Source organism: Sulfurimonas sp. SWIR-19 (assembly GCF_020410885.1).
GTDB lineage: Bacteria > Campylobacterota > Campylobacteria > Campylobacterales > Sulfurimonadaceae > Sulfurimonas > Sulfurimonas sediminis.
Genome location: NZ_CP084578.1, coordinates 998,109 through 1,024,940, shown reverse-complemented (window position 1 = coordinate 1,024,940; position 26,832 = coordinate 998,109). Strand labels below are relative to the sequence as shown.

At 37.6% G+C, this 26,832-nt stretch carries 31 protein-coding genes; 18 read left to right on the top strand and 13 right to left on the bottom strand.

Translation table 11 applies throughout. The features are described 5' to 3' along the window. Position 1: 1 nt before the first annotated feature. From LCX93_RS05325 to LCX93_RS05305, 5 genes are read right to left on the bottom strand one after another with little or no spacing between them, the layout of a single operon-like run. Positions 2-1,147 carry an ABC transporter permease gene (locus LCX93_RS05325; RefSeq protein ID WP_226069178.1) on the bottom strand — a complete coding sequence of 382 codons (1,146 nt, stop codon included), beginning with the start codon at positions 1,145-1,147 and terminating at the stop codon, positions 2-4. Further along, on the bottom strand, positions 1,144-2,286 hold the full coding sequence (locus LCX93_RS05320) for an efflux RND transporter periplasmic adaptor subunit (RefSeq protein WP_226069176.1): 1,143 nt from the start codon (positions 2,284-2,286) through the stop codon (positions 1,144-1,146). The genes LCX93_RS05325 and LCX93_RS05320 overlap by 4 nt, the downstream gene beginning before the upstream one ends. Next, positions 2,283-3,536, bottom strand: a complete 1,254-nt coding sequence (locus LCX93_RS05315; protein ID WP_226069174.1) for a TolC family protein — start codon at positions 3,534-3,536, stop codon at positions 2,283-2,285. The genes LCX93_RS05320 and LCX93_RS05315 overlap by 4 nt, the downstream gene beginning before the upstream one ends. Before the next feature lie 52 nt (positions 3,537-3,588). Then, the gene (locus LCX93_RS05310) at positions 3,589-4,881 is read right to left on the bottom strand and encodes an APC family permease (protein ID WP_226069172.1); all 1,293 of its coding nucleotides are present in this window, start codon (positions 4,879-4,881) and stop codon (positions 3,589-3,591) included. Further along, positions 4,882-6,852: a thioredoxin domain-containing protein gene (locus LCX93_RS05305; RefSeq protein ID WP_226069170.1), complete on the bottom strand. Its 1,971-nt coding sequence runs from the start codon at positions 6,850-6,852 to the stop codon at positions 4,882-4,884. A gap of 305 nt (positions 6,853-7,157) precedes the next feature. On the opposite strand from LCX93_RS05305, the gene LCX93_RS05300 reads away from it, so the two are divergent. From LCX93_RS05300 to LCX93_RS05270, 7 genes are read left to right on the top strand one after another with little or no spacing between them, the layout of a single operon-like run. Then, positions 7,158-7,511, top strand: a complete 354-nt coding sequence (locus tag LCX93_RS05300; RefSeq protein WP_226069169.1) for a NifU family protein — start codon at positions 7,158-7,160, stop codon at positions 7,509-7,511. Between the two features lies 1 nt (position 7,512). Continuing rightward, positions 7,513-7,782 carry a flavin reductase gene (locus tag LCX93_RS05295; RefSeq protein WP_226069167.1) on the top strand — a complete coding sequence of 90 codons (270 nt, stop codon included), beginning with the start codon at positions 7,513-7,515 and terminating at the stop codon, positions 7,780-7,782. After that, a complete protein-coding gene (locus tag LCX93_RS05290) occupies positions 7,775-8,515 on the top strand; it encodes a sulfite exporter TauE/SafE family protein (RefSeq protein WP_226069165.1) in 741 nt (246 codons plus the stop codon). Before LCX93_RS05295 ends, LCX93_RS05290 begins: the two co-directional genes overlap by 8 nt. Positions 8,516-8,564: 49 nt before the next feature. Then, the gene (locus LCX93_RS05285; RefSeq protein WP_226069163.1) at positions 8,565-8,954 is read left to right on the top strand and encodes a c-type cytochrome; all 390 of its coding nucleotides are present in this window, start codon (positions 8,565-8,567) and stop codon (positions 8,952-8,954) included. Continuing rightward, the gene (locus tag LCX93_RS05280) at positions 8,954-9,547 is read left to right on the top strand and encodes a hypothetical protein (protein WP_226069161.1); all 594 of its coding nucleotides are present in this window, start codon (positions 8,954-8,956) and stop codon (positions 9,545-9,547) included. Before LCX93_RS05285 ends, LCX93_RS05280 begins: the two co-directional genes overlap by 1 nt. Then, positions 9,548-9,997: a hypothetical protein gene (locus tag LCX93_RS05275; RefSeq protein ID WP_226069159.1), complete on the top strand. Its 450-nt coding sequence runs from the start codon at positions 9,548-9,550 to the stop codon at positions 9,995-9,997. 11 nt (positions 9,998-10,008) lie between these two features. After that, entirely contained in the window at positions 10,009-10,449 is a 441-nt protein-coding gene (locus LCX93_RS05270) for a heme-binding domain-containing protein (RefSeq protein ID WP_226069157.1), read from the top strand. Positions 10,450-10,692: 243 nt separating this feature from the next. On the opposite strand, the gene LCX93_RS05265 is transcribed toward LCX93_RS05270, so the two are convergent. Next, entirely contained in the window at positions 10,693-10,941 is a 249-nt protein-coding gene (locus LCX93_RS05265) for a hypothetical protein (protein WP_226069155.1), read from the bottom strand. 120 nt (positions 10,942-11,061) lie between these two features. Here LCX93_RS05265 and LCX93_RS05260 point away from each other — a divergent pair, with 120 nt between their 5' ends. Beyond that, complete coding sequence (locus LCX93_RS05260; RefSeq protein WP_193151702.1) at positions 11,062-11,346, top strand: hypothetical protein; 285 nt, start codon at positions 11,062-11,064, stop codon at positions 11,344-11,346. Here the strand turns inward: LCX93_RS05260 and LCX93_RS05255 are convergent. Further along, positions 11,327-12,325: an ABC transporter substrate-binding protein gene (locus tag LCX93_RS05255; protein ID WP_226069152.1), complete on the bottom strand. Its 999-nt coding sequence runs from the start codon at positions 12,323-12,325 to the stop codon at positions 11,327-11,329. The two genes, LCX93_RS05260 and LCX93_RS05255, sit on opposite strands and share 20 nt — an antisense overlap. Before the next feature lie 609 nt (positions 12,326-12,934). On the opposite strand from LCX93_RS05255, the gene LCX93_RS05250 reads away from it, so the two are divergent. From LCX93_RS05250 to LCX93_RS05235, 4 genes are all read left to right on the top strand, one after another. Next, positions 12,935-13,183, top strand: a complete 249-nt coding sequence (locus tag LCX93_RS05250; protein ID WP_226069150.1) for a hypothetical protein — start codon at positions 12,935-12,937, stop codon at positions 13,181-13,183. Positions 13,184-13,404: 221 nt separating this feature from the next. Continuing rightward, entirely contained in the window at positions 13,405-14,187 is a 783-nt protein-coding gene (locus tag LCX93_RS05245; RefSeq protein WP_226069148.1) for an ABC transporter permease, read from the top strand. After that, positions 14,175-14,921, top strand: a complete 747-nt coding sequence (locus tag LCX93_RS05240) for an ABC transporter ATP-binding protein (protein ID WP_226069147.1) — start codon at positions 14,175-14,177, stop codon at positions 14,919-14,921. Before LCX93_RS05245 ends, LCX93_RS05240 begins: the two co-directional genes overlap by 13 nt. Next, positions 14,921-16,162, top strand: a complete 1,242-nt coding sequence (locus tag LCX93_RS05235; protein ID WP_226069146.1) for an NnrS family protein — start codon at positions 14,921-14,923, stop codon at positions 16,160-16,162. The genes LCX93_RS05240 and LCX93_RS05235 overlap by 1 nt, the downstream gene beginning before the upstream one ends. Here LCX93_RS05235 and LCX93_RS05230 read toward each other — a convergent pair. From LCX93_RS05230 to LCX93_RS05210, 5 genes are all read right to left on the bottom strand, one after another. After that, entirely contained in the window at positions 16,152-16,370 is a 219-nt protein-coding gene (locus LCX93_RS05230) for a helix-turn-helix domain-containing protein (protein ID WP_226069144.1), read from the bottom strand. The two genes, LCX93_RS05235 and LCX93_RS05230, sit on opposite strands and share 11 nt — an antisense overlap. Then, positions 16,330-17,541 carry a type II toxin-antitoxin system HipA family toxin gene (locus tag LCX93_RS05225; protein WP_226069143.1) on the bottom strand — a complete coding sequence of 404 codons (1,212 nt, stop codon included), beginning with the start codon at positions 17,539-17,541 and terminating at the stop codon, positions 16,330-16,332. Before LCX93_RS05225 ends, LCX93_RS05230 begins: the two co-directional genes overlap by 41 nt. A gap of 82 nt (positions 17,542-17,623) precedes the next feature. After that, complete coding sequence (locus LCX93_RS05220; protein WP_226069141.1) at positions 17,624-17,857, bottom strand: MBL fold metallo-hydrolase; 234 nt, start codon at positions 17,855-17,857, stop codon at positions 17,624-17,626. 3 nt (positions 17,858-17,860) lie between these two features. Then, on the bottom strand, positions 17,861-18,205 hold the full coding sequence (locus LCX93_RS05215; protein ID WP_226069139.1) for a NifB/NifX family molybdenum-iron cluster-binding protein: 345 nt from the start codon (positions 18,203-18,205) through the stop codon (positions 17,861-17,863). Beyond that, on the bottom strand, positions 18,202-18,915 hold the full coding sequence (locus tag LCX93_RS05210; protein ID WP_226069137.1) for a c-type cytochrome: 714 nt from the start codon (positions 18,913-18,915) through the stop codon (positions 18,202-18,204). The genes LCX93_RS05215 and LCX93_RS05210 overlap by 4 nt, the downstream gene beginning before the upstream one ends. Before the next feature lie 178 nt (positions 18,916-19,093). Here LCX93_RS05210 and LCX93_RS05205 point away from each other — a divergent pair, with 178 nt between their 5' ends. Genes LCX93_RS05205 through LCX93_RS12570 form a run of 4 tightly spaced genes read left to right on the top strand, consistent with a single transcriptional unit; the run spans position 19,094 to position 24,523 of the window. Then, entirely contained in the window at positions 19,094-20,458 is a 1,365-nt protein-coding gene (locus LCX93_RS05205; RefSeq protein ID WP_226069135.1) for a TolC family protein, read from the top strand. 1 nt (position 20,459) lies between these two features. Continuing rightward, entirely contained in the window at positions 20,460-21,206 is a 747-nt protein-coding gene (locus LCX93_RS05200) for an efflux RND transporter periplasmic adaptor subunit (RefSeq protein ID WP_226069133.1), read from the top strand. A 12-nt stretch (positions 21,207-21,218) separates the two neighbouring features. Beyond that, positions 21,219-22,808 carry an efflux RND transporter permease subunit gene (locus LCX93_RS12575; RefSeq protein ID WP_255613298.1) on the top strand — a complete coding sequence of 530 codons (1,590 nt, stop codon included), beginning with the start codon at positions 21,219-21,221 and terminating at the stop codon, positions 22,806-22,808. Further along, positions 22,808-24,523: an efflux RND transporter permease subunit gene (locus LCX93_RS12570; RefSeq protein WP_255613297.1), complete on the top strand. Its 1,716-nt coding sequence runs from the start codon at positions 22,808-22,810 to the stop codon at positions 24,521-24,523. Before LCX93_RS12575 ends, LCX93_RS12570 begins: the two co-directional genes overlap by 1 nt. Here the strand turns inward: LCX93_RS12570 and LCX93_RS05190 are convergent. Continuing rightward, positions 24,520-25,149: a methyltransferase domain-containing protein gene (locus tag LCX93_RS05190; RefSeq protein WP_226069131.1), complete on the bottom strand. Its 630-nt coding sequence runs from the start codon at positions 25,147-25,149 to the stop codon at positions 24,520-24,522. The genes LCX93_RS12570 and LCX93_RS05190 overlap by 4 nt on opposite strands. A gap of 76 nt (positions 25,150-25,225) precedes the next feature. Between LCX93_RS05190 and pgsA the strand changes: the two genes are divergently transcribed. Both pgsA and rseP read left to right on the top strand, forming a co-directional pair. Next, positions 25,226-25,780 carry a CDP-diacylglycerol--glycerol-3-phosphate 3-phosphatidyltransferase gene (gene pgsA, locus LCX93_RS05185; protein ID WP_226069129.1) on the top strand — a complete coding sequence of 185 codons (555 nt, stop codon included), beginning with the start codon at positions 25,226-25,228 and terminating at the stop codon, positions 25,778-25,780. Then, positions 25,777-26,829: an RIP metalloprotease RseP gene (gene rseP / locus LCX93_RS05180; protein WP_226069122.1), complete on the top strand. Its 1,053-nt coding sequence runs from the start codon at positions 25,777-25,779 to the stop codon at positions 26,827-26,829. Before pgsA ends, rseP begins: the two co-directional genes overlap by 4 nt. Positions 26,830-26,832: the final 3 nt, after the last annotated feature.

Genomic DNA, 26,832 nt, shown 5'->3' with positions numbered 1-26,832 from the left:
ATCAACCGCCTATTGCCTGTGCAGGATCTGCCGAAATTACTTTTTTGACCCCTATTAAAGAAGCCAGTATGGATGCAATGACAACAACAATAAAAAGCGCAAAAGCATCCGGTGTCTCCAACACCACTCTTTTTGGAAACTTCGTATAAATAAGATGTGCAAAGATATTCCCTGAGATGAATGCCAACACTCCCATAATAAGCGTCTCTTGCACTATCATCTTGATTATCATACTGTTTGGAATACCGATAAGCTTCATAATGGCAATCTCTTTCATCTTTTCCAAAGTCATCGTATAAATAATCAACGCAATAATAATAGTCGAGACAATCACCAAAATAACCGTAAACATACCAATCTGTTTGGATGCCATTTTGATAAGATTTTTTGTCAAAATAGTCTTCTCTTCTTCTGCCGTAAAAACCGCCTTGTGTTTCCATTCTCTTATATTATCTGCAACAGCATCAACATCGTATCCATCTTTTTTTGTAGCTATCACAGCATTGACCATATGAGAGTTCACTCCCGATATGCCTCTTGCTCTGTCATTTCTTATCCGTGCATTTGAGTATAAAAACTGTAACTCCTGTGCATCTTTGAGACTGATGTATACCAAAGGATCTCCTCCCGAAGAGACAGTCCCGTGTGTTACACCGACCACATGATAAAAATCACGTCCCAGGTGTATTGTATCACCGAGAGCAAATCCTGTTTTGTCAGTGACAACCATTTCATAATGATTTCTGAGAAGCCCCCGTCCGCTGAGCAAACGTTTCGGGTTGATAGGATTAATATCCCCAAAAGGATCAAATCCCACTGCAAAGACACGGACCGCACCGTTTTTTGACGGCAATTGCAGGTTCTGAAAGGTAATTCCTTCGGATTTATCGATACCTTCAATTACTTTCAGGGTATCTTTCAAATCTTCATGTACCCGTGAGGCTTCTGCAAATGGACCAAGTGTATTTTCCTGCACTACCCACAAGTCTACACCCACATCATCCAGTAATACCTGGGCATCAATAATCATTCCGCGATAAACACCCATCATAACAAATACTATGCCCAGAAGCATTCCTACCCCTATAGCTGTTACGATAAACTTTCCAAAAGTATGGGCTATCTCTTTTTGTGCTAAATTTATCATTTGTAAATTCTCATGCCTTCACTGAGAGATTTTTTAGTTTTATCCGGTACTAAAAGTCTGAGAGTCGTGTCCAAATTTTTCACAGCTGCTTCTTTGTCTGTTATATCGGTTATATTTACATGTAAGAAGTGTGCATGTCCCTCTTTTTCTATCCATACACCGGCCTTTTTATCTTTATAGACAATCAAATAAGCAGGTATCTTGATAACATTTTTCAATGTTTGTGTTGTAATGAGTACCTCTGCCTGTTCATTGATATAAAAGGGAGTCGGCACAGCATAAAAACTGACATCAACCTCTCGCTCTTGTGTCACAGCATCACTTTGTGCGACAATGCGGCTGACATATCCCTCTAACTTCTTGTTACTTTGCGAACGCAGGGTAATAACTGCACGCTGCCCTACTTTGACATCTCCGCTTATTTTTTCATCTACATAGGCTTGAATCCATACTGTTTGTGGCTCGACTATTTTGAGTATAGGCTGTGTCGGCAGAACACTTTGTGCTACCTCAGCCTCTTTGGCAATGACATAGCCGTCAACAGGTGCATAGATTTTATAGCGTGAGAGCTTTACATGTAAGGCTTCCAGGGCTTTTTTTAAACGGACTACTTCTGTTTTTGAAGAATTGATACGGGCCTGTGTTGCTTTCATATTTGCACTGACAGTGTCAAAATCTGCTTTGGCTTTGTCATACTCCGCCTGAGAAACAAAAGCTTTTTCTTTTAACTTTTTATACCGTTCATATGTTTTTTTGGCCAAAGATTTTTGTGAGCGAAGGGAATCAAGCTCTTTTTGTGTTGCTTTGAGTTCAGACTTTGCTTTGTATACAGACATTTTTGCTTCTTCTATCAGTTTGGGCAAATCAATACTGTCAATCGCTACAAGCAAATCTCCCTTTTTGACCCATTTTCCCTCATCTGTATTAATCTGCACTATTTTTCCGCCTGTCTGTGCGGTAATGGCATAAATATTTTTTGCCCCCACTTCTCCTATACCGAAAATCTCTTTGTTTAAATCACCTTTAGTCGGATGCACTATTTTAAATGTATGTTTTGGAATAAAAACTTTGTTGTAAAACAGAGTTGCCGCTACTATACCTACAACAATAAAAATTATATATTTCATTTTTGTACTCATTTTATTTTTCCTTGTAAATAATCAATTCTGTCTATACTCAGCGTTTTTGAGTAATATGCCTCAAGCAATCCGAGTTCTGCTTCCAATACCAGAGAGCTTGCATCCAAAACCTCTATATAGGTAGAGAGTCCCTCTTTGTATCTTCCGTCAAGCACTCTTTTTGTCTTTTTTGCCGAGTCCAGCTGTGCTTTTTTTGCAGCTATGGTCTCATCATATCTGTGTATATCCAGGAGAAGATTGCTTATCTCCTCTTTGAGCGCGAGTATTTTTGAAGCTTTTTGTTCTTTGGCAACCTGCAGGGCTATTTCGGCGTTTTGTGTCTGTGCACTCAGTTTTCCGCCGGCATACAAAGGAATGTTCAGGACAACGCCTACAAGATGTGTGTTATAAAGATTTAAAGAACTGACACGGCTGTAAGAGGCAACAGCATCAAGTGAACCATAATGTGAAGCTCTTGCAGACTTATGCAGCAAGGCATTTTTCTGTATGGTTTCATCATAAATTTTCAACTCGGTATTGCTACTGAGTACCTTTTGTGTCATATTTTGGGCAGTATGCAACTCTTTTTGTAAAACATCAGCTTCCAGATCCACGCTCTGCGCAATTTTCTCTCCCATATAAAGAGACAAAGAATTTTTTGCTTTTTCATAGAGAGATTTTGCAATGGCCAGATTGTCTTTGGCTATATAGACAGCGGAAAGAAAACGGCTTGTATCTGCCTGGGTCTTGAGCCCCTGTTCAAAAAGAGCTTTTGCCTGGGCATAATACTCCTCTTTTACATGTAAATCTGCTTCGCGTACTCTAATTGCTTCTTTTTGGACAACCATAAGTTCATACAGGGACTTTACTTTTGCAACAAGCAACGCCTGAAGATCCTGCAGGGAAAGTTTTGAGATATCTTCGTCAAGTCTGCTTGCATCTATCTGCAAACTTGTTTTGGAGAAATCCCAAATTTTTTGTTTGACATTGACACCCAGATTCCAACCGGCATCATTGATGGTATTAAACTGTCCGTTGACAGGAAAAATGTAAGTTTGTGTCGGATTATATTCTGCAGAGAGATTTACCTGAGGCAGATACTCTGAACGTGCAGACCTATACCCCGTGTGCGACTGTTTTACTTTTAATGCAAACGCTTTTACATCAGGATGATTCTGCAGTGTTTTGTCTATACTTTCTTGTAAAGTAAGTGTTTTTCCCTGTAAAGAGAGTACCAAAAACAATAAATTTATATATGCTAACTTTTTCATACAGCGATTATAACCTTTTCATGTTAGCACAATGTTAAGTACACTCTAAAAATTAAATCTTGTATCCTCTGTTAAAAAAGTGTCCTCTGACATAGCGTCCGTATATTAATTCAAACAGACCGGAAATAATGATAAAGCCCATAAAGATGACAACTGCTTTCGGATTTGAACTGTATGTATGAAAAAGTAAAGTACAAAGCGCCAAAAGACTCAAAACAGAGGATGTCAATAAAACAAAACGATGTGCCTTTATCTCTTCATAAAGCTTAAAGGCACTGATATTGACCAGTAGGAATATCAGCAAAAATCCGGCACTGCCAATGATGGCAATTTCTGTCAAATCAATACTGTTTGCCAAAATAAGACTCAAAAGAGTGGTATACAAAACACCCTTAAAGGGGACACCTGATTTTTTTCCTTCATCCATTAATGCTCTTGGCAGTTTGCCGTCTTTTGCAATAATGTACCCAAGCCTTGCATTGCCGTAAATTGTTGCATTAATTGCCGAGAAGGTGGACAAAAGTGCCGCAAATGCCACCAGCGTAAAGCCCATCTGACCCAGAGAAGGCTTTGCCGCTTCTGCCAGGGCATAATCTTTTGCCTGCATCAATACATCTTCAGGAACATTTCCAACCGTAATTACGGCAATTAAAATATATAATGCTATAACAATAATTACCGAAGCATAAAAAGCACGAGGCAGATTTTTATCCGGATTTTTAATATCCTGGGCAGAATTTGCTATCAGTTCAAAACCCTCGTAGGCTACAAAAATAATCATACCGGCTGTCACAATGGAAAGCGGTGTGCCCCAGTGTACAGGTGACATACGTTCTGTATCTACATAAAAAGACCCTGCAACAATAACCAAAACAAGCAAAGCAACTTTAACAACCACAATAATTGTCTCACTTTTACCGACAAAAGAGGCACTCACAAGATTGATAACCGCAGGAACAAGAATAGAAACCACAATAAGCCCGTGATGCAACCATTCGGATTTGTGTGTAAAAAAAGTCTCCCCATACGAGGCAAAAGCCGTTGCGTAGAGTGAAATGGTCACCAGATAACTCAGCCACAGCATCAAATTGACACTCCCTGAAAGGATATTGTCGCCAAAGGCTTTGTCTATAAAAGTAACCGTTCCACCCTCACTTTGATAAGCTACGGAGAGTTTGGCATAGGAATATGCCGTCAGTATTGCCACAATGCCGGCTATGGCAAAAGCAACCGCAGTTGCCCCGTGTGCCAAAGAGACCGCTTCTCCCAAAACCGCAAATATACCGCCGCCTACCATTCCGCCGATGCCGATTGAAATCGCGCCCAAAAGTCCTATACTTCTCATTTATCTCCTTATATATTCTTTATCTATTACATGTAATACATTTGTTATATTATGATCTTTTATAAAACATCTTCTTAAAGTACATGCCAAAAAATCTTTATATGGCTTCACTTCACTCAATACATACGGATAACCTGTTGTTTGCAGTATTTTAGCATTTTTAAGCAAATTGTCTTTTGAACTTTTCACGACGACAATTCCCAGTTTCTGCATTAAATACGCCTGTGCCAGAGCCGGTGCATTTGATTGTTCTCTTATAAGCGCTTCTTTGAGTTTTTCCATACTGCTTTGAAAGAGTTTTTCATATCTAAAAGAGGCTTTCAGCGATGCCAGTTTGATTATGTTTTGCAGCATCTTTGAGAGCGGTGATGTATAGTATTTATCATTTAAGCCGGCCTTTACATGTAAAGCATCAGCTGAAAGGTACCAGAGACCGTTTTTGTAAAACTTATACTTTGCCACTGTCAGCAGATACTCGGCAAAATCAAGCTTTTTTTCATCATAATCCACTTCATATCCTGCAATCAGCGCAGAGATTAAAAAACTGTAGTCTTCCAACAGCCCTTTTTGTTTTGGCTGCACGCCCAAGAGTGTTTGATGGTACAACTCTCCTCTCAAAAACATCAGATTTCGCAAAGCAGTTAAATTTTTTTCTGCCAGTTTTGCATATTTTTTATCAATGCGTGAAGCCTTGTAGAGTGCTTCTATCATCATGGCGTTCCATGCCGTGTTTATTTTTGTATCTATAAAAGGGTATTTTTTCTTTTCCCTTACATGTAACAGCTTTGCTTTAAAAGATGCAAAACCCGGAGGTCTTGTGTCTGTATCAAAATTTATATGTACACTGTTGTTAAAATTCCCCTCTATACTAAATCCCAGGGCATCTTCTATGGCATCGGCATGAGCATTGTTTTTGAGTGCGCTCTTTATTTCATCCGGTGTAAATGTAAAAAATGCCCCCTCTTTGCCTTGGCTCTCTGCACTGCTCGCACTCCAGTAAAGGTTATGATGCAAAAAACGTTTTTTTACCATTGCTGTTGTCTCCTGCACTACACTTTTGTAAAGCTTTTTCCCGCTTGCTGTATATGCTCTTACATATAATGAGACAAGTTCTGCCTGATTATAAAGCATCTTCTCAAAATGCGGAATTTCCCAGTTTGCGTTCACGCTGTATCTGAAAAAACCACCGCCGATATGATCATACAAACCTCTCAGTGCCATAATATCAAGCATTTCAAAAGAGTATTTTTGCAGTGTATTGTCCTGGCTTATAGCCGCTAAATCCATCATCAAAGCAAGCTTGGAAGCCTCAGGAAATTTTCTTCCTGTGCCAAATCCTGTATAAAGTGTATCAAAAGATTTTTTGAGAGATTTTTTCAGCGTATAAAGAGAAATATTTTTCTCTTCTCTCTCTGAAAGCTTTACTCTTCCTGCCACTGCATTTTGAATTGTATCTATTTCCTGTTTCAGTACTTTTTTGTCGGTAAATACTTTTGACAATTTTTCTATAAGTTCTGAAAATCCCTCAGAATAGGACTCTTTTTGCGGAGGGATGTAGCCTGTAATGTAAAAAACCTCTCTTTGCGGGGTCATAAAAACACTCAAAGGCCAACCGCCTGTTCGTTTGTGTACATGATAAAAAATATTTTGATAAAGTGCATCAATCTGCGGCATCTCTTCTCTGTCCACTTTTACAGAGATAAAATATTTGTTCAAAAGTTGTGCGATTTTTTCATTTTCAAAAGACTCTCTCGCCATCACATGGCACCAGTGACAGGTTGAGTAGCCTATGGACAAGAACAGAGGCTTATCTTCCTTTTGTGCCAGTAAGAGAGTTTTTTTATTCCAGGCATACCAATGCACAGGATTGTTTTCATGCTGTTTTAAATAGGGTGATGTTTCGTACTGCAAATCATTTTTTGCACACAATAGTGAAGCAACACTCAGAAACAAAAGAAATAAAATTTTCATATATTATTGTACAATAATGTTGGAAATAAAATTCTTTCCTCAAACCTGGGTTTTAACCTATGATTTAGTCTTTAAAGACGCACAGCCCGCACTGAAGTACGGGTTCCTGTGGTAACATACGTTAAACAACTTTTTCGGAAGCGATGCTTTAGCTTCGCCTTTTAGGCTTTGAAAACTAAGGCCTAGGTTAAAACCGAGGTTCCGAGATAACAGCAAATTTTTATGATGAAAGAGTAAATATATAAACTAAGATAATTTTAATTATAAGTAACTATAATTATAAAAATACTCAAAAAGGTTTTATTATGCAGTTTTTAGATGAAGATATTTATAATGCAGTACAAAACTACCTGCCAAAAGTCAGTGAATATGTAAACTCACACGGTGGAGGCTTAGAACTTCTCGGTGTAAAAGACGGTGTTGTCTACATCAAACTGACAGGAGCTTGCGGAGGCTGTTCTATGAGTCTGATGACAACAAAAATGGTCGTACAAAAAAAGTTGCGTGAACTGATTCATCCAGAACTGCAGGTTGTCAATGTCGACGGAACTCCTGAAAACGAAATGCCTGAAGATGCCTACACCGGTCCAAAGAAAGAAGAGCCAACAGTTGAAAAACACAGCTTTTTGGAGAATGTAAAACATATGGTAGGACTCTAAGATGGTGGTGGATTATGCAGACAAGGCACTTACGCAGCGTTACCAGCTTATGGCACAAACCATCATCCCAAGACCCATTGCCTGGATTTGCACGCAAGATGCAAAAGGCACTCTTAACATTACTCCTTTTAGCTATTTCATGGGGCTCAGCTCTGAACCTCATACAATGATAGTCAGTATAGGGTATAAAAGTGACGGCAGCCAAAAAGATACACTCAAGAATCTGCGTGAGGCAAAAGAGTCAACCCTCCAAAAATACCATAATGCATGACTATATTCTTTATGGTGCTATTACCCTTGTTCTTTCTACTGTTTTTTCTATGGGAGGAGCGGGTTCTGGCATAGCACTCATTCCGGTTTTACATTTTTTAGGGCTTGATTTTACTGTAGCTAAAGCGGTTGGACTTTTTGCAGGAGCATCAACAACCATCACTTCAAGTATCATGAATATCAAACGCAAAGCTGTTGAGTATGCCTTTGTCTTACCTATCGCGGTGACAATGCTCCTGTTTGCACCTCTTGGAGCGTACTCCAGTAGTTTTATCAACGAAAACATTGTCAAATTTTTCTTTATGCTCTTACTTTTTTACTCTGCAACCATGATGATGTTTGGCAAGAAAAAAGCTCTTTTTTCTGCCCAGTCAAAACTCACACTTTTACTTGTCGGTGCTGTGGTTGGTTTTATTGCCGGACTTTTAGGTGTAGGCGGAGGCAATATCCTCATTCCACTTTTGGCTCTGCTTGGATTTGCACCTAAAAAAGTAGCCGTCGCTGTGAGTTTTGTCGTACCGTTTTCAGCCCTTGGCTCCTTTTTCACCTATGCTTCGTATGTTCCTTTAGACTGGGTGCTTTTGGCTGTTGTTGCATTGTGTGCCATCATCGGTGGCTACATTGGAAACTATCTTATGCACTTTAAACTCGAGCAGTCTCACATTAAAAAAATTATGGCAGCACTTTTGTATCTCTTGGCCCTCAAAATGCTTTTTTTCTTAACATTCCCCTAACACGAATATTCTATACTGACAGTAGAATTTCACACAAGGAATTTATATTATGAAAAGATTACTTATATCTACACTACTACTCACCGTAAGTCTCTTTGCACAAAGTGCCGAAGAGATTATCCAAGACAATGGCTGTCTGGCTTGTCACGCAGTTGCAAGCAAAAAAGCTGCTCCGGCATTTGCAGGAATAGGCATGCGAAACAAACGCTTTGAGGGCGAAAATGCAAAAGAGGTGATTATGGCAAGTATTAAAAACGGTTCACAAGGGAAATACCCAAGATTTTCTAACTCCGCTATGCCTGCCTTTGCAAATCTGACACAAGATCAGTTAAACACCGTAGCTGATTACATCTTGGCACAATCTTCTAAAGCTAGAGGAATGGGTAAAGGTGGCGGTATGGGTCGCGGACAAGGCATGGGAATGGGAGGTGGTATGTAATGCAGTATCCTCAATTTTTTGATACTATTGAAAAAATAGTTTTATATGATGACTTGAGCCAGTTTTTAGGTGTCAATGATGGCATACTTGATTTTTCCTACGCTGACATTGTAAAGAGTGCGGGACACAGTTGTGCAACTGTTGCGGGAGCTTATCTTATGGCATTAGATGGATTAAAAGCACTCTATGGCGCTGAGTTGCCACAAAGAGGCTACATAAAAGTAGAGCTTGCAAAAGAACCGACTATTGAAAATACCGGTGCCGTTGGATGCGTACTCTCAAACATTACAGGTGCAACCACTGACTATGGTTTTGGTGGTATTCCAACAGGAAAATACAATCGAAGAGGCACACTTTTTTATGCTGTAGCAATGGATGCGGATGTCTGTTTTACAAGGCTAGATACAAATGAGAAAGTGTATGTAACCTACACGCCTCAAAAAGTTGTCAATCCTATGGCAATACTCAAAAGTGCTATAATGCCTGATGCAAAAGAGGAAGATGTCAAAAGTTTTCCTCATCGTTTTCAAGAGATGGTAAAAACTGTTTTTGAAAACAAAGATGCAGTCATTACTATTAAAAAAGGATCTTAAATGCTCAAAAAATCAAAATATCTCCTCAGTGCAGCCCTTCTAGGCTTACTTGTCAACTTTACGCCTGCTTCTCAACTTGAAGCTGCTCCTATGAAAAGGGGTTCGAAACCTTTTTTGATTCAAAACCCTAACTTACCGCATTTAACAATGCTTGTAAAAAAAATGTGGGATTCAAAAGAGCTTGCGTTAACTCCAAAACAAAAAAAAGAGCTTTTACAGGTACGCAAACAGACGCTAAGCAGTGTAATGAGTCTGAAGAAAAAGATTATGTCATTAGAGCAAAAGATTGCCAAGCTCTCACAACAGGGAGTTGCACCACAAGAGCTAAAAAGTCTTGTAGATAAAGTAGCTTCTTATAAAGCACAAGCGACGATGACACATCTTCAATGTATTTATGATACAAAAAAGATTTTATCAAAAGAGCAATTAAGAACTCTTTTACACAAGTAGGGATTTCTTAGATGAAAAAGATTTTACTTATAGCAGTTGGATTATTTATCGTAATGCAATTCATACCATACGGACGAGACCATACAAATCCATCTGTCATTAAACAAGTCAAGTGGGACAGCCCAAAAACAAAAGCACTTTTTGATAGAGCCTGTGCAGATTGCCACTCCAATGAGACAAAATGGCCTTGGTATAGTAATATAGCACCACTTTCATGGAGTATCTATTATCATGTAGCAGAGGGGCGTGAACATTTTAATGTCTCAATGTGGGGTGTGCAGAAAAAGAATAAAGGTGATGAAGCGGCCGAAGAGGTTGAAAAGGGAGAGATGCCTTTGGCGTCTTACTTAATAGCACACCCAGAGGCAAGACTTACAAAAGAAGAAAAACAAGCACTTATTTCAGGACTTAAAAATACTTTTGGGAGTGAAAAGGATGAAGATGAGGAGTAATTGCCCTCTTAACATTACGCTAACAAACATATGATAAAGTTATCACTGTGGACAGGTAGATGCTTCTGCTATGGACTCGCAACAATACACACAAAGCCTGATGGATATATTGAACCAAAACACAACACAAAAGCAAACAACAAATACAGCAAATTCAACTTTTTCTGTATATGCTTAAGATTCTCCCGGCTTTTTATGTAATAGCACTTGTTTGAGTGCTATTACATTCCTTAGACAGAAAAACTATTTTTTCTTTTTTTGAGCTTTTTTCTTTGCTTTGGATTTGGCTTTCTTTTTATCAGCTTTTTTTGCTTTGGTTTTTAAAACCTTTTTTTTCATGACTTTTTTTGCTTTTTTCTTGCTTTTTTTCTTTGTATCTTTTTTCTCAGCTTTCTTTTTTTCGGCTTTTTTCTTTGCCTTTTTCTTTTCAGCTTTTTTTGCAGCAGTTTTTGCCAACTTTTTCTCTAACTCTTTTTTTGTATCTTTTGCCATTGTTCGACCCTTTATGCAGTTTTTTCATTACTATTAGTAATAAATTATAGCTATTATATATGATTTCAGACTGCATGTCAATAAAATATAGAGTTAAGCTATAAAAGACTATACTTTTACATGACATTTATAGAATTTAAAAAACTACTTTTAGATGCGGAGATTAGCCTTCCAAAATTTTCAAAGCTTATAAAAGTCAGTGAAAAAAATATACAGGCATACAAAAAAAAAGGTGAAGTTCCTAATGCAATAGCAGTAGTGGCGCAATGCTTTGCAACCATGCACCAGAACCATATAGACTACAAAGAAATTATCACAGCCCTTGAACTTAAAGCAAAAACAAAAAAAGGTGCAGGGTTTGCAAAAACAAAAAAATTAGATTTATCTACTCACTCTTCAGACTAAAATAAAAACCATTCTGTGGTAATTGGCCACCAATAGTTTTAGGGTTGTTGTTTTTCAATACTTCAAAGAAAAATTCTAACTCTTTTTGTGCATCTTTTGCATTAACATCATTCAATTGAACATAATCCAGACTGTCTGCTACAGCTTCAGGAAGGAGCATTGGAATATATTTATGAACCAACTCTCCAGCTTCTTCGGGATGTGTTTTGTACCACTGAAGCGCTTTTGCATACTCCTCATTGAAACGTTTTATGAGATATGGATCTTTTTTGCCAATAACCGCCATGCCGGCCTGTGGAATTTTGGCTTCAATATGAAAAACTTTTCCCCACTCTTTTTGCAAATCTGCACTTCTGTAAAGGTCAGGCGCTATAAGTTTCAATGGAAAAGAGTTTGTTTTTCTCAGTGCCATAGAGATGGCAGGTTCAGCCAAGAGCGCATGATCGACTCTGCGCATTATAAGCATCTGCATAGCATCTATCGGTGAGTTTACATAGCGAAGTGTAAAGTCTTTTTTCGGATCAAGTCCCTCTCTTTTTACAATCTCTTCAAAGACGATGTCAGGCATATCCCCGCGAAATGGCATAGCTATCTCGCATCCTTTAAAATCACGAAGAGTTTTTTTAGTTTTATCACGCGTAATCATTCCCAAAATTCCCCACACGGAAACATTAAGTAGTTTGATATTTACACCTTTGTTATACAGATTGGCAGCTACATTAGTCGGGATTGCTATAAAGTCAGCACTGCCGCGAAGTGTGAGAGCACGCAATTCATCAGGTGATTTCCACATAATAAATTTGACATTTTTAGCTACATCATTTAATGCACCTGTTTCAATCATTCTTAAAAGCGGGTGACTCACAGATGCCATTGGACCGCTTAAAACCAAAGTATCTACTTTTTTTATCTCGTTTGCTCCTACGACCAAAACAGTTGCAAACATTAATACTGTTTTTAATACTATTTTTTTTATCATCTCTTTCTCCTATTCAACAATTTGTTCTATAATTTCTTGTGCCATTTTTTAACCTTTTTTATTAACAAAAAAAATATCCTAGTCTAAATGTATATCTTTTTTTTCTAGCGGCTGATACTCTGCAACATTGTAATATGCCAAGAATGAAACTCCTGTTCCAACATGAATTTTTTGTTTACCAAATGGTACAAATTCAATTATTATAATCATTTTTAACAAAAGAACTTTAGCACCTTTTTTATTAAATAGAAATTAAACTGATAACAATTATCAATATATAGATAGTTTAAGTTTTATATCAATAAAATTTCAAATATTAAAAAAGCCAGAAAACTCTTTGGATGGAGTCCTATAGATTTTTCAATCTTGGTAGTGGACTTAATACAAGAAGCCAAATAACCAAAGCGGCATCTTATTTCCTAAACCAATTGTCAAACGAACTGCTAAAATTGGCACTAAAGTAAATGAGTTCAAAGTTACTTTTTAAACATAAACCTATAAAAAACGATGGAATATTGAACAAGGCTACAAAGACTTACGAAATCTCTTTGGTTTAGGCAGGAGGAAAATAGAATCTATGAAGCTCTTATCGCCAAAATCACACTCTCAATGTTTGCATATAACATTGTAAGCTATATCAACTGCATAAAACATGAGCCTCAAACACTTGGAGAACTCTTTAGAGATTTAGAATGTGAACTTGAATCGTTGGCAATATCGATGCAACTTTTTATAAAAATACTTACAAAAATCTCTGAAATACAAAATGTTGTCAAGGACAATAAAAATTTCTTACAGATTATCGCTGTTCTCAGTGCTTATACTCAAAAAAAGTTAGGTTTTATGTGCGAAAGTTGAGTAACTTATCTAACATAATTTTTCCTAATTGTAATTGTCTATAGTCAAATACAATTATAGCATAATCCTGGATTGTAGATTTAAACAAGCTTAATCCTAATGTGTGATAGACTTCAGACAATTTTAGCTTTATAATAAATATAAAAATTGATATAAATCAACTTTATAAAAGCATCTATATAATACAATACTGATAATAATTATTAGTATAAGGATATAATTTGAAATTCTTTCTTAAAATTCTAAATGATTTTCCGGCTTACCTATGGAGCGGATGGGGTGCAGTTGCTTCCATTCTGCTTTTTATAGCCCTGTGGGATGTCGGAAATCAGGTATATGGAAATCTAGTGCTTCCCTCTCCGCTTGAAACATTTAAGACTCTATATGCCATGCTGCATGACAAGGAGGTGTGGGAACAGATTGACATCACCCTCTACCGCGCTTCTGTTGGCTTTGGACTCTCTTTGTTGTTTGGTTCTGCTTTGGGTCTCATCGCCGGTTTCTTTGCAACGGCGTCGATGATGAGTCGTCCGGTTGTAACCATACTTGTAGGCATGCCGCCAATTGCCTGGATAGTTTTGGCAATGATTTGGTTTGGTATGGGTGATGAGACGGTTATTTTTACCATTATTGTCGCTTCATTTCCTATTATCTTTGTTGGTGCATTACAGGGAACTCGAACACTTGACGGTGCTTTAAAAGAGATGGCTGAGAGTTTCCATCTGCCATGGCACATGAAGTTTACAGATGTCTATTTTCCTCATATTTTTTCCTATATTTTTCCTGCTTGGGTAAGCGGGCTTGGTATGGCCTGGAAGATAGTCATCATGGCTGAGCTTTTAGCTACAAGTGATGGTCTGGGTGCTTCCTTGGCAGTTGCGAGAAGTCAGTTAGATACTCCAACAGCCTTAGCACTCGTTACCATTATGATAGGCTCGTTGATGTTTATAGAGTATATCATACTTGAACCGATAAAAAGAGAGGTAGAGTTATGGAGAAACTAGAAGTAAAACACTTAACACACCATTTTGGATTTACTGAGATTTTAAGAGATATAAATTTCACACTCCATAAAGGGGAAATACTTTCAATAGTCGGACCCAGCGGAGGTGGAAAAACAACACTGCTGCATTTATGCTCCGGGTTGCTGGATGTGCAAGAAGGTGAAGTGACAAACAGTTTTAAAAGCTCCTCTTTTGCTTTTCAGGAGGGAAGATTGCTTCCCTGGAAAAATGTGCTTGACAATATTGCCATTGGATTGCTTGCCCGTGGTGAGAAAAAAACTGCCGCAATAGAAAAATCCAAGGCAATTGCACTGAAATTTGGACTCGAAGAAGAAGATTTTGAAAAGTTTCCAAAAGATTTAAGCGGCGGAATGAAACAGCGTGTCAGTTTTGCCCGTGCTTTGGTTGTCAAACCCTCACTTCTGTTTTTGGATGAGCCCTTTTCAGCGCTCGATATAGGTCTGAAAAAAGAGTTGCAAACACACTTAATAGAAATAAGTCAAAAAGAAAATATCTCTATACTTTTTATCACGCATGATATGATGGAGGCTATTCGGCTGAGCGATGAGATACTTTTGCTCAAAGCTGATCCGGGTCATATAGTAAAAAAATTCAGCTTTGATCTTCCTCAAAATGAAAGAGATGATGCCTTTGTATATGAGCAGAGTGTAAAAATACTGCAAGACAAAGATATCATAGAAACATTTGAATTAAATTCTTTGGAGTTAAAATAATGAACAACAAGCAAGAAAAACTGCATGCTACAAACCACTACCTTTATTATCCTGATGAAGAGAATATCCCGCCCTATTTTGCCTATGGATTTCGTCCTGTCTTTTTACTTTTAGCTCCTTATTTTATACTTTCGATGATATTGTGGGGATTGATTTGGAGTGGGTATCTAAATATCCCTTTTATGGATCATATACTTATTTGGCATGTCTATGAGATGCTTTTTGGGGTACTTACTGCCGGAGTCATGGCATTTTTAACAACCGGTTTACCGGAACTTTTCCCCGGAATGGTACCTTTTGTCGGCAAACAGCTCAAATATATTATGCTTTTATGGATAGCCGGACGCGTGAGTTTTTGGTTTATAGATATCACAGGTGTCTATCTTGCCGCACTACTAAATCTTACCATGCTTGCCTGGCTTATCTGGTTTGCAAAAGATGTTGTACTGGACAAACTCCAGCGACATGCCTCTCTTGGTTATACCCTGGTCGTTATTTTTGGACTTGAGAGTTGGTTTTTTGCTTCTATGGCAGGATTGGCGCAAAGTAACCCGATGAGTATTTTAAAACTCTCACTTGGTGCGATTGTTGTACTTATCTTACTTGCAATGCGTCGTGTAAACATGGAAGCAGTCAATGAACTGATGGAAGACAAAGGGATAGATGACATTTATATATCACGACCGCCGCTTACAAATTTGGCTCTATTTTGTGTCACACTCTTTAGTATAGTTGAATTTTTCTACCCTGAAAATTCTGCACTCGGATGGGTAGGATTGGCTGCTGGTGCTGCCATTTTGGCAATTACGAGTGATTATCATCTAAAAGAGAAGTTTATACTCAATCAGCCTTATGTCATTTATCTGTTTTTGATTTTTCTCATGCTTGCTTTAGGATATGCTTTTATGGGATGGAGTATTTTATTTAACAATGCACAGGGCATCTCTTCTTTTAGACACTTTATAACAGCCGGCGGGCTTGGACTTGCCTATATAATGGTTATGATAACCATAGGATGGATTCATACGGGAAGGCATTTGACTTCAAACATTTATACCCATTTGATGGTCTTTTTCATCATTATCGCTACATTGATGCGTTCACTTATCCCTTTTTATGAAGCAGACGCAATGCAACTCTATTTATGGTCTGCTGTTCTTTGGAGTGTTCCGTTTATGCTTTATATCAAAGTGTTTTTCAAGTTTTTACTCAACCCTAGAGCTGATGGAATTAAAGGCTAAAAGGATTTGACGGTTTTATGTCAAGTTCGTAACCTAAACGGTTCAATATTGCACTCAGTGTTACAATAGAGACTTGTGCAATATTGCCATTTTCAAGTTTTGAGAGGGTTGCACGGCTTATTTTAACCTGTTTTGCAAGTGCTTCTTGTGTTATACCTTTTTCTTTTCTAAGCTCTTTTACTTTGGTTCCAAGTTCGAGTAAGTTCAAGTGGCAACTCCTTTATGGTTTTATCTTGTAAAGATATTTTAAAACTATCGCACATTCTTATACCGATAGTTTTAAAATCTGGATTTTCTTTTATATAGCTCGTTATATCTGTTATAGTCTCTTCTACAGCACCGACGCATTCTTTGTAAATGACCAAAGCCTCTTTTTTTCTAAGTAAGCAGTTTTTAACACCAAAATCAACTAAGCTCTCTTTGCCCCACCAAACTTTTTTACCACCAAGGGTAAGTGCCGGTTTATCTTTGAAAATATAGGCAGTGGTATTAACAATATCATATGCTGGACTTAACCGTATCATCGAAAAATCATCGCTAAAAAGAAGACCAAAATTTTTCAGATGGGCATCACCATTTTTAAGCAGATAGTTCATCACTACAATTTTAAAATACTCTTGCAAAGCCTCTTGTTTATTTGTCGTAAATTGATAAATTATTTTTGCAACCTGCTCATAACTTCCACTGTATTTTTGTGTTTTGTTTTTATCCATCAAAGACAAAATTTCCTCAAAACCAAAAATCTCATTCTCTCGAAATATAAAATTCTCCACCACTAAAAACTTTTTATTTTTTGAAAGTTGTATATTTGGAATTTGTATGCCTGCTTTTTTACAAGCTTGCAGACAAAAATATTCATTTTCAGCCAAATTTGGAAATTCATCGCCCCAGGTTTTTATAATGTACTCTTTGCGATGCAATGTCTCTTTGTTTTTTAACAGTGCAACAGTTTTTGGTTGCACTCCGCTAATAGCATTTTTATTTAAAAACATCTCAAGCAGTTTAGAAAATGTATCATTAGAATCATTCTCTAAAACACTGTCAATATCTAAAAAAGAGAAATCCAAACGCTTATAATCACTTTTAAAAGATACTCTTGCATCTATATTTGGTGCCAATTTCGAAAATATAAGATAATCATCAATATAGCCATACTCTTTTGTTAAAAGATTTTTAAACACCTCATAAAGGTACCCTTCAGGTAAAAAAGTCTCAAAATAAGGGGGAAACCTATGCTCATATGTATAAAATCGTTTTGTATTTGGAAGTGAGAGTGTTATGGAATTTTTTATATCAAAATCTTTATAGTCTATAAGATAACTATTTTTATCCTGTATAAATGAGGCTATATGTTTCTCTTTTATAAAAATATTTATCACTCCGAAATCCCTTATTTTGTATAAATTGATTTACAATAATAGCACTAACTACTAAATATGTCAAATAATTTATACAAAATTTTTAGCTAAAAATAATTCTATCGCCCTGTCGCCACTTATAATCCCAATGAGAGTGCGTGATAAAAACATACTCCAGCTCTTGCGCATCCACACCCAACTCTTTCATATTTTGAAGTAAAATACGACCGTTACTTCCCGTATCAAGCAGAAGTTTATACTCCTTAAAATAGGCACTAAAACCCCACAATGAGCGGCAGGTGTCACATACTTTATAGTTATCAAATAATATTTGCATTTTTTAAATAGCACCACTTAAAAAGTTTTTTACAACCTCCTCAGCTGTTTTACCATGTTTTTGTCTTATTTTTTTCACTTTTAAGCCTATGGATTCAAGTGCCTCTTTCATATTTTCACCGACAGCCTGCACTAAAATAATATCACAGTCTTTTAGGGCTTCGACATCTTTTCTATGGGAATTCGTATGTTCTTCATGTTCTCTATGTGTATGATGCCCACCGTCATGATGTTTGTTTGGTACAAAACCCTCTAATTTATCATCATTATATATTGCAAAATAGGCACTCTGTCCTGTTCTCTTGACTATTGTCTGTTTATCTTCATCTACTGCTAAAACTATTTTCATCTTTTAATCTCCTTGTTTGATTTTGCTATCCATGCACTTAACGTCTCAATATTTTTCTGAGAAATTCTGTTTCCAAAAGCCGGCATAACAGCTCCTCTGTATCCTTGCCATTTTCCTTTGCTTCCACTTTTAATACTCTTTGCAATTGCTGAAAGATTCCCTTCGTAATGTTTGACAATTTTTTTGAATGATGGTCCTACTAACTCTTGATTTATTTTATGACAACTCAAACATCCGTTTTGCAAAGCCAAACGTTCACCTTTTGGCATTTTTGCAAGTCTGTTTTGCAGCGCCTGTGCTTCAGTCAGATTTTTTAAAGTAAAGTGCGAAAACATATATTCCGCTATTGCCTGAAGTTCATCCTCTGTTACTTTACCCTTTTGGGATGGCATAACACCATACTCTTGCAAACTTTTTTTGTCACAAAAAGATTTGGATGCACTTGGATTGATTACATAGTCTTTGACAAAATCGATTGCTTTTGGAATCTTGTCACTCTCACTGCCTGCTTTGATAAAATCTTTTATATGAAATGCAACTGCCATCATCGGCGGTGCTTTTTCATCCTGAAAAGTTTTTGGAGGCAGGTCAGTATTGTGACACTTGCTACATTTTTGCTCTAAAAGTTGTTTACCGTTAAGATTTGAATGAGATTTTTGTTCACATGCAGTAAAAAATAGTATACTAATTAAAAATATATATCTATACATTAAATATCCTTATGATTTTCATAAGTATTGTATATCATTTTTGTAAATATTAAAAGAGTCTTCTCCTGCAGAACAGACCATATTTCAATAAATGTGATATAAATGTGATATATGAAAATGAAATATATGTTATAATTTAAACTTAAAATTATTATAACTATGAAAAGGATGTTGGAAAATGAATAGACTAATAAGTATTTTTGCGTTTTCTCTGCTGTTACATGTATCTGCGTCAGCAGCCGAGGCATTGACGCTGGATCAGGCACTGCAGCTTTTGAAAGCAAAAAACCTGGAAATCAAGGCGGCAAAGTATGATGAACTGTCTGCAAAAGAAGATATTGATGCGGTATCGGGGAAAAATTGGGGGAAATTGACTTTTATCCAGGATGCGGCACGTTCTAATGATGCGGGCAATGTATTTGGCTTTAAACTTACTTCACGCGAAGCAACATTTGGGGATTTTGGATTTGCCGATTTTTTAACGCCTCCTCCTGGAACAACTAATGTTTTAACTGTTGAGCCGACAGATTTGAACTATCCTGGTTACAGAAACTTTTTCCAAAGCAAACTCAGATACGAAGTGCCTCTTTTTACAGGCTTTATGCTCAGTTCATATACTGACATTATGAAAAAAGTCAAAGAGTTAAAATCTTTGGACAAACACAAGATAGAAAAACAAAAAAAGTATGAACTCAAAAAAAGCTTCTACGATATGGCTCTGCTTGACTCCTCTATAAAAAATCTCAACAAAATTCTGGACAATATCCATATTTTGGAAGATACTACAAAAGAGATGATAGCAGTCGGCTATGCAAAAAAAGTAGATTTGCTGGAAGTTCAGGCAAAAAAAGGCAATGTTGAAAGATTGTTAGTACAAATGCAGTCAAACAAAAAACTTTTGTACCACTACATCAGTTTTTTACTTAATCAAAAAGTTGAACATATCCAGACACCTGCGACAGAAGTGCGTATGCCACATATCAGTGATGAAGAGATTTTGGCACGCAATATCGACTTGAAAAAAGCAGCAACAGGGCTCAAAATAACAAAAGATATGCTCAAGGTCTCTCAGGCGGCCTACTATCCTACGCTGGGCGCTTTTGGAGAAGTAAGCACTGCAGACAACACTTTTTTGACAAATGCCAATGATCATAAAGCCTACACTATAGGTGCACGCCTGAGCTGGAATCTTTTTGACGGCGGTATTGATGCGGCAAAAATCGAAAAATCGAAAATCGAAAAGCTCAAAATGCAGTCACAGGTTGAACTTGCAAAAAAAGGGATTCTTTTAAAAATTGCAAAAATCAGAACACAGATAGAAGGGGTTGATGTCGAAATAGCTTCTTTGAAAAAAGAGTTGGAGTTGGCAAATGCCATTTATGAAAACTACGAAGGCAGATACAAAGAAAAACTTGTTTCCATGAGTGATGTCATCATCAAACAGTCTGCACAGATTGAAAAGATACTACAGTTGCAAATAGCAAAAAACAAAAGAACAGAAAAAATACTTGCACTAGAAAAATTAGCAAACGGAGAGAACTAACATGAAAAAACTACTACTATTACTGGCACTTGGCATTTCACTTTTCGCAGAGAGTCTCACACTTTCGGGAAGTGTTATTTCGGACAATCAAAAGATGATTACAAGCCGTTTTATGGGTTTTGTTACAAATGTAAACACAAGCGAAGGGGAAAAGGTAAAAAAAGGACAGATACTTTACAGTATAGATTCACGCGAAATTGATTCGGCAAAACGTCAGGCGGAACTTTCACTGCAAATGTATCAGAACCAGTACACAAATGTCAAACTGAATTTAGAACGCTATAAAAGACTGCTCAAAAAAGACATGGTTTCAAAATATGAAGTAGAAAACATGGAACTTGCGGCAAAAAATCTGCAAGATATGATAAATATAGCCAAAGCAAGACTCCAAGAAGTAGAGAACCAGTACAAATACTTACATGTAAAGGCTCCAAATGACGGTGTTGTAGTTGCTAAAAACATCAAAGTCGGAGAGATGGCAATGCCCGGGATGCCTGCTATTGTTCTTTCAGATTTGAGTGATTTGAAAATTTCGGCAGAAATAGCAGAGAGCAATTTAAATCTCATTCATCACGGGAAAAAGGTAAAAGTGGAAATTCCTTCTGTCGGTGTCAAAACAATCGGGACGATTACGGCAATCATTCCAAACTCCAACCCAATGACGCACACATTTAAAATCAAAGTATCTTTTAAAACACTGAACAAATCAGTCTACCCTGGTATGTATGCCACTGTAACGATTAACTAAAAGGGGAGAAATATGAACCACCACAAACCATATATGCCCAAAGATGTCGCCGGAAAACTGGCAAAAACATTTTTAAGAAATCCGCTCACTTCGGTGTTAGGTATCTCTTTACTTGTTATCGGGTATCTTGCTTTAATGATTATGCCTCGTGAAGAGAATCCGCAAATGGTTGTCAGCGGATCTACCGTCATAGTAGCCCTGCCTGGTGCAAGTGCCAAAGAGGTAGAAAAAATCATAGTCAAACCCTTGGAACGAAAACTCAAAGAGATTAAAGGGGTAGAACACATTTACGGTACAGCTATGGATAATGTCGGTATTGTCAATGCAGCCTTTTATATCGGAGAGAAGAAAGAGGATTCAAACCTCAAAATCTATGATAAAATCATGCAAAATGCCGATATGTTTCCAAAAGGGGCAATGAAACCAATCATTAAGCCTTTGGATATTGACATTGATATTCCTATTGTCAGTATTGCCTTTTATTCCCACGATAAAAATATGTCGCAAACAGAACTCTATGACAAAGTCAAACAAATCCAGCACCATATAAACGGTTTGAACAATGTTGCCGTTACCGCACTCAAAGGCGGACACAGGCACCAGTTTAACATTGAAGTGGATTTGAACAAACTCTCAGGCTATAACCTCTCAATGGGACAAATCACACAGGCCGTACAGGCAGTTTCATATAATGTACCGGCAATTAAGAACAAAACAAAAGAGAATGAAATTGTCATGGTCGGCGTAAAAAATGCCATAGAAGATGCAAAAGATGTCGGGGACATTATTGTCGCACAGTATATGGGTTCTCCTATTTATTTGAGACAGGTTGCAAAAGTGACAAACTCGTATGATATTCAAAATTTCAAATCTGCCCTCATCAGCAAGAGAGAAAAGAACGGTCATTTTACGCCATTTGAGAATCAGGTAACACTCACAGTCTCAAAACTCCAAGGAACAAATGCCGTCATCATTGCAGATGAAGTAAAAAAAGAGTTGCAAAACTACAAAAGCGAACTGGATAAAAAAGGCATCAGCTATGTCATTACCAGAAATGACGGAGAACGTGCAAATGATGCTGTAAACGAACTTGTTATGCACCTGGTGTTATCTATCGTTATCATTGCTATTTTACTTATTTTTGTACTTGGATGGAGAGAATCACTTATCGTAACCTTTACCGTTCCTGCAATTTTGGCAATTACTCTGTTTGTTGCCTATTTAAGCGGGCAGACGATTAACCGTATCACGCTCTTTGCATTTTTGCTTTCTTTGGGACTTTTGGTTGATGCTGCTATTATTGTTATCGAAAACATTCACAGACACTATCACTCTGTAGAATCTGCCCATGAAAGCAATGATGAGATTATGATAAAAGCAACAGATGAAATCGGTGCACCGACAAATATTGCCACACTTGCCATCATTATGACGATGGTACCTATGGCATTTGTCGGAGGCATGATGGGACAGTTTATGAAACCTATTCCCCAAAATGTTCCCGTAGCACTCATCGCTTCGCTTTTTGTTGCCTATATTTTCACGCCGTATCTTGCCGTGAGAATTTTAAAACGACCAAAACATGACAAAGGAGCGCATTAATGTTTAAGAAATTTGAAAAACTTGTACTACAAGGCATACAAAGCGCTGCGCAAAGAAAACTGATACTTTTTGGAACATTAGCAGCATTTATTCTTTCGATTTTGATGATAGCACCGACTGAAATCGTCAAGGCAAAAATGTTACCTGGGAAAAACAATGACACTTTTACCATCTATGTGAAACTGCCAACAGGCAGTTCGATACAACAGACACAACAGGTGACACAATGTGTCAGCAGTTATATAACAAATGAAAAAGAAGTACGTGATACAGAGGTGTTTTTAGGTATGGGTGCACCGCTGGATTTTGCCGGACTTATTAAAGGCAGTCAGTTTAAAAACTCTGAAAATGTTGCAGAAATTGTCGTAAATATTACAAAAAAACATGACAGAGAAGAGCCTTCTTATTTGATGGTACAACGTCTGCGTCCTGTTATTCAAGGTGCCTGTGAAAAGCTTTATCCAAATACACATATCTCTTTTGTAGAGCCACCTGCCGGTCCTCCGACGCTTTCGGCTATTGTTGCTGAAATATACGGCGATAATGCACAGGGCATAAGAAAACTGGCAAAACGTGTTGAAAAAGTTTTTCAAAATACACAGGGGCTTGTTGATATTGACATTATGGAAGATGACATATATGACACTTTTGAAATCATTGTCCATACAACAAAAATCGCAAAATCAGGGCTCACTGTCAAGCAGCTCAACAACATTTTATACCTTGCTTTTGAAGGGATGGATATATCTGTAAAAAATTCAGACAAATACAGCGATCAGATTCCTCTCTTTTTACGCCTGTCGGACTCTTCAAGAAGATTCAGTAAAAAAGATTTGGACTCTGTAAAAGCAAAACTGGCTTCACTCAAACTCATGAACAACAAAGGCATGATGGTACCTGTCACGGAACTTGTGGCGGTAATTCCTAAAAAATCAAACCCGATGATTATGAGTAAGGATTTGCACCAGATGACCAATGTTTTAGCTGAAACAGATATGGTTTCTCAGGTTTATCCTCTGCTTGATGCAAGAAATACAATTATCAACAGTTTTACTGATGAATACAAAGTTGAAAAAACAGGTCTTTTTGATTTGCGCCTTACAGACAAAGCAACAGGAAAAGTCTATAAACTTATCTGGGACGGTGAGATGAAAGTCACGATGGATACATTTAGAGACTTGGGCGGTGCTTTTATAGCGGCTCTTATACTTATATTTTTACTGATGGTTATCTATTATAAAAGTTATACACTCAGCGGTATCATTCTTTTGGGTTCTTTTCTTTCTATCATCGGTGTTATTGTCGGACACTGGATTATGGATATTTTTACAACCGATACCTTCTTTTTAACGGCAACATCCCTTATCGGATTTATTGCTCTAATTGGAATCAGTTCGCGTAACTCTTTGCTGCTTATAGACTTTACAAAATCATTGATGAGTGAAAAAGGAATGCACAAGGCTGAGGCTATCGCGTATGCAAGTGCTACACGTGCTAAACCTATCTTCTTAACAGCCATCGCCATTATGCTCGCTTCTACACTGCTTGCAAAAGATGCCGTCTTTGGCGGACTCGGTGTTGCGCTTATATTTGGTACGGTAGCGGCTGTCGTGGCTTCACTTATCGTTGTTCCTGTTTTACTTTACATGTCAGATTTGGAAAGCCATTTTCATTTCCATGAGAAAAAAGCCGTCTCGGTTGAAGATCCTGTCTAGTTAGAGAGGATTATCAGCCTTTTTTCAATGAAGAGGTTTGAAAATTCAAATCTCTTTTGAATCCACTCAAATGTTTTTTTGGTATACAAAAAGACATGTGTCGGATCATTTTTGTAATACCACGAAGAAAATTCCACCTGTTCATCATAAATATCTGTCATCAGATATAATTTCGCATTCTCTTTTAAAAGTGATTTTAACAATGCAAACTCTTTTGCAGGATGGTAAAAATGTTCTATCACTTCACAAGAAGCAATATAGTCGTATTTTTGTTCTAAAAGCTCTTTGTAGGGATGAAAATAGGGGTCATACGAACTGATGGCATACCCTTTTTCCTGCATGACTTTTGTAATAATACGAGAAGTACCCGCTCCAAAATCAAGCCCTTTGGCCTCTGCTGAAAAATCCTGTTCAATATTTGAAGTGATGGGTGCCACAAATGTTCTATATCCTGCATCTTCGGCATCATCATCATGCAGTTCATAACGTGCTTTTTCACTTTTTGCATCAGGGAGATGTGCTGCATCAACAAAAATTCCGTGACAGTTTTTACATTGATAATATCTTTGCGTATCTTCATAAAAAAAACTTGCACTGTTTTGACATAAGGGGCATTTTTTATTCATGCCTAATCTTAGTCTATTAGCCTTTAATAAGCAATAAAAAGCTAGAATCACATCATCATTTCTAAAAAGGAACTTTTTGCTTAATTTACCAAATTTACTGGCATCGTTGCGTATTCTTATCGCACCGGTGATGTTTTGGATTACATTGAATCCTCAAATTTTTACAGACAACGGTTTCGATATAACATGGAACTACTATTTTGCCTCACTGCTCTTTGTCTTGGCCTCTGTTACTGATTTCTTTGACGGTTACATAGCCAGACAATGGAATCAGATGACTATGCTCGGTGCCATCCTTGACCCGCTTGCCGACAAAATGCTCACACTTGCGGCATTTTTAGGACTTATGGTTATGGGCGATGCTTCTCCATGGGCAATTTACATCATCATAGTCCGAGAGCTATTCATTACAGGACTGCGTACTGTTGCGGTGAGCGAAAACATAAGTGTCAAAGCTTCCTGGTCGGGCAAAGTAAAAACAGTCGCCCAAATGATAGCCATAGGCTTCTTGCTGATGCACTGGCCTTACGGCTCTGCCCTGCTCTGGTTTGCCGTATTTTTAACGGTATACTCAGGACTTGAATATTTGTGGGGATTTAAACAAGCAATTTTAAAGGAGCAAAACGCATGAGTTGGATTGTTTCACTTCTGGTTCTATCAGGACTTATATTTTTTCACGAACTGGGACATTTCACTGTTGCCCGTCTTATGGGTGTCTATGTAGAAGTTTTCAGCATCGGTTTTGGCAAACGCCTTTTTACCTTTCGGGCATTTAACACCGAATGGAGCATTTCGGCCATTCCTCTTGGCGGCTATGTCAAAATGAAAGGCCAGGATGATGCGGACCCGACCAAAAAAAGCTATGATTCTGACAGCTATAACTCCAAAACACCTTTGCAAAAGATTCTCATTCTTTTGGCAGGTCCTGCGGCAAATTTTATTCTGGCTTTTGTACTGTATTTCATTATAGCACTTGGCAATCCCCAGGTTTTGGCCCCTGTTGTAGGGACGGTTGTCAAAGACTCTCCTGCATATGTTGCCGGACTCGAGTCCAATGATACCATTATGAGCATCAACGGCAAAAAAATAACAACATGGAAAGAGATGGCTGAGATGATAGCTGCAGCAAAAGGCACTGTTGCTTTAAAAGTAGACAGAAACGGCTACATCAAATTTATCAAGCTTGAACCAAAACTCCAAGATGCAAAAAATATGTACGGCGAGAATGTCAAACGAAAAATGATAGGCATCTCTGCAGCCGGCGTCATGCATGAGCAAAAACTTGACTTCACAGACAAGCTAAAATATGCCACAGACCAGACTGTATTTGCTTCTACTCTGATTTTTACAGGATTGAAAAAACTCATCATGGGAGATGTACCGGCTTCTGAAATGGGCGGCGTGATTTCCATTGTAAAACTCACATCCGATGCAACGGCAGTCGGCTGGATGAGTGTTTTGTTTTTTGCAGGACTCATCTCTGTTAATCTCGGTGTGTTAAATCTGCTCCCTATTCCGGCACTTGACGGCGGGCATATAATGTTTAACCTGTATGAGATGCTTTTTAGGAGAGAACCGAGTGAAAAAGTTGTCATCAACCTGACAATAGCCGGGTGGATCATATTGTTTGGGCTTATGGGACTTGGAATTTTTAATGATATAAACAGATTGGTAGGATAAGAA

What these genes read in the sequence shown, in the direction of transcription:
- LCX93_RS05265 (WP_226069155.1), bottom strand. Translation starts at nt 10,941, where the DNA reads ATGGCAAAAGATACAAAAAAAGAGTTAGAGAAAAAGTTGGCAAAAACT.
- LCX93_RS05190 (WP_226069131.1), bottom strand. Translation starts at nt 25,149, where the DNA reads ATGAATAAAAAATGCCCCTTATGTCAAAACAGTGCAAGTTTTTTTTAT.
- LCX93_RS05215 (WP_226069139.1), bottom strand. Translation starts at nt 18,205, where the DNA reads ATGAAAATAGTTTTAGCAGTAGATGAAGATAAACAGACAATAGTCAAG.
- LCX93_RS05320 (WP_226069176.1), bottom strand. Translation starts at nt 2,286, where the DNA reads ATGAGTACAAAAATGAAATATATAATTTTTATTGTTGTAGGTATAGTA.
- LCX93_RS05295 (WP_226069167.1), top strand. Translation starts at nt 7,513, where the DNA reads ATGGTGGTGGATTATGCAGACAAGGCACTTACGCAGCGTTACCAGCTT.
- LCX93_RS05290 (WP_226069165.1), top strand. Translation starts at nt 7,775, where the DNA reads ATGCATGACTATATTCTTTATGGTGCTATTACCCTTGTTCTTTCTACT.
- LCX93_RS05235 (WP_226069146.1), top strand. Translation starts at nt 14,921, where the DNA reads ATGAACAACAAGCAAGAAAAACTGCATGCTACAAACCACTACCTTTAT.
- LCX93_RS05240 (WP_226069147.1), top strand. Translation starts at nt 14,175, where the DNA reads ATGGAGAAACTAGAAGTAAAACACTTAACACACCATTTTGGATTTACT.
- LCX93_RS12575 (WP_255613298.1), top strand. Translation starts at nt 21,219, where the DNA reads ATGAACCACCACAAACCATATATGCCCAAAGATGTCGCCGGAAAACTG.
- LCX93_RS05210 (WP_226069137.1), bottom strand. Translation starts at nt 18,915, where the DNA reads ATGTATAGATATATATTTTTAATTAGTATACTATTTTTTACTGCATGT.
- LCX93_RS05200 (WP_226069133.1), top strand. Translation starts at nt 20,460, where the DNA reads ATGAAAAAACTACTACTATTACTGGCACTTGGCATTTCACTTTTCGCA.
- LCX93_RS05250 (WP_226069150.1), top strand. Translation starts at nt 12,935, where the DNA reads ATGTTTGCATATAACATTGTAAGCTATATCAACTGCATAAAACATGAG.
- LCX93_RS05280 (WP_226069161.1), top strand. Translation starts at nt 8,954, where the DNA reads ATGCAGTATCCTCAATTTTTTGATACTATTGAAAAAATAGTTTTATAT.
- LCX93_RS05310 (WP_226069172.1), bottom strand. Translation starts at nt 4,881, where the DNA reads ATGAGAAGTATAGGACTTTTGGGCGCGATTTCAATCGGCATCGGCGGA.
- LCX93_RS05270 (WP_226069157.1), top strand. Translation starts at nt 10,009, where the DNA reads ATGAAAAAGATTTTACTTATAGCAGTTGGATTATTTATCGTAATGCAA.
- LCX93_RS05300 (WP_226069169.1), top strand. Translation starts at nt 7,158, where the DNA reads ATGCAGTTTTTAGATGAAGATATTTATAATGCAGTACAAAACTACCTG.
- LCX93_RS05255 (WP_226069152.1), bottom strand. Translation starts at nt 12,325, where the DNA reads ATGATAAAAAAAATAGTATTAAAAACAGTATTAATGTTTGCAACTGTT.
- LCX93_RS12570 (WP_255613297.1), top strand. Translation starts at nt 22,808, where the DNA reads ATGTTTAAGAAATTTGAAAAACTTGTACTACAAGGCATACAAAGCGCT.
- LCX93_RS05315 (WP_226069174.1), bottom strand. Translation starts at nt 3,536, where the DNA reads ATGAAAAAGTTAGCATATATAAATTTATTGTTTTTGGTACTCTCTTTA.
- LCX93_RS05205 (WP_226069135.1), top strand. Translation starts at nt 19,094, where the DNA reads ATGAATAGACTAATAAGTATTTTTGCGTTTTCTCTGCTGTTACATGTA.
- LCX93_RS05325 (WP_226069178.1), bottom strand. Translation starts at nt 1,147, where the DNA reads ATGATAAATTTAGCACAAAAAGAGATAGCCCATACTTTTGGAAAGTTT.
- LCX93_RS05220 (WP_226069141.1), bottom strand. Translation starts at nt 17,857, where the DNA reads ATGCAAATATTATTTGATAACTATAAAGTATGTGACACCTGCCGCTCA.
- LCX93_RS05305 (WP_226069170.1), bottom strand. Translation starts at nt 6,852, where the DNA reads ATGAAAATTTTATTTCTTTTGTTTCTGAGTGTTGCTTCACTATTGTGT.
- rseP (WP_226069122.1), top strand. Translation starts at nt 25,777, where the DNA reads ATGAGTTGGATTGTTTCACTTCTGGTTCTATCAGGACTTATATTTTTT.
- LCX93_RS05260 (WP_193151702.1), top strand. Translation starts at nt 11,062, where the DNA reads ATGACATTTATAGAATTTAAAAAACTACTTTTAGATGCGGAGATTAGC.
- LCX93_RS05275 (WP_226069159.1), top strand. Translation starts at nt 9,548, where the DNA reads ATGCTCAAAAAATCAAAATATCTCCTCAGTGCAGCCCTTCTAGGCTTA.
- LCX93_RS05285 (WP_226069163.1), top strand. Translation starts at nt 8,565, where the DNA reads ATGAAAAGATTACTTATATCTACACTACTACTCACCGTAAGTCTCTTT.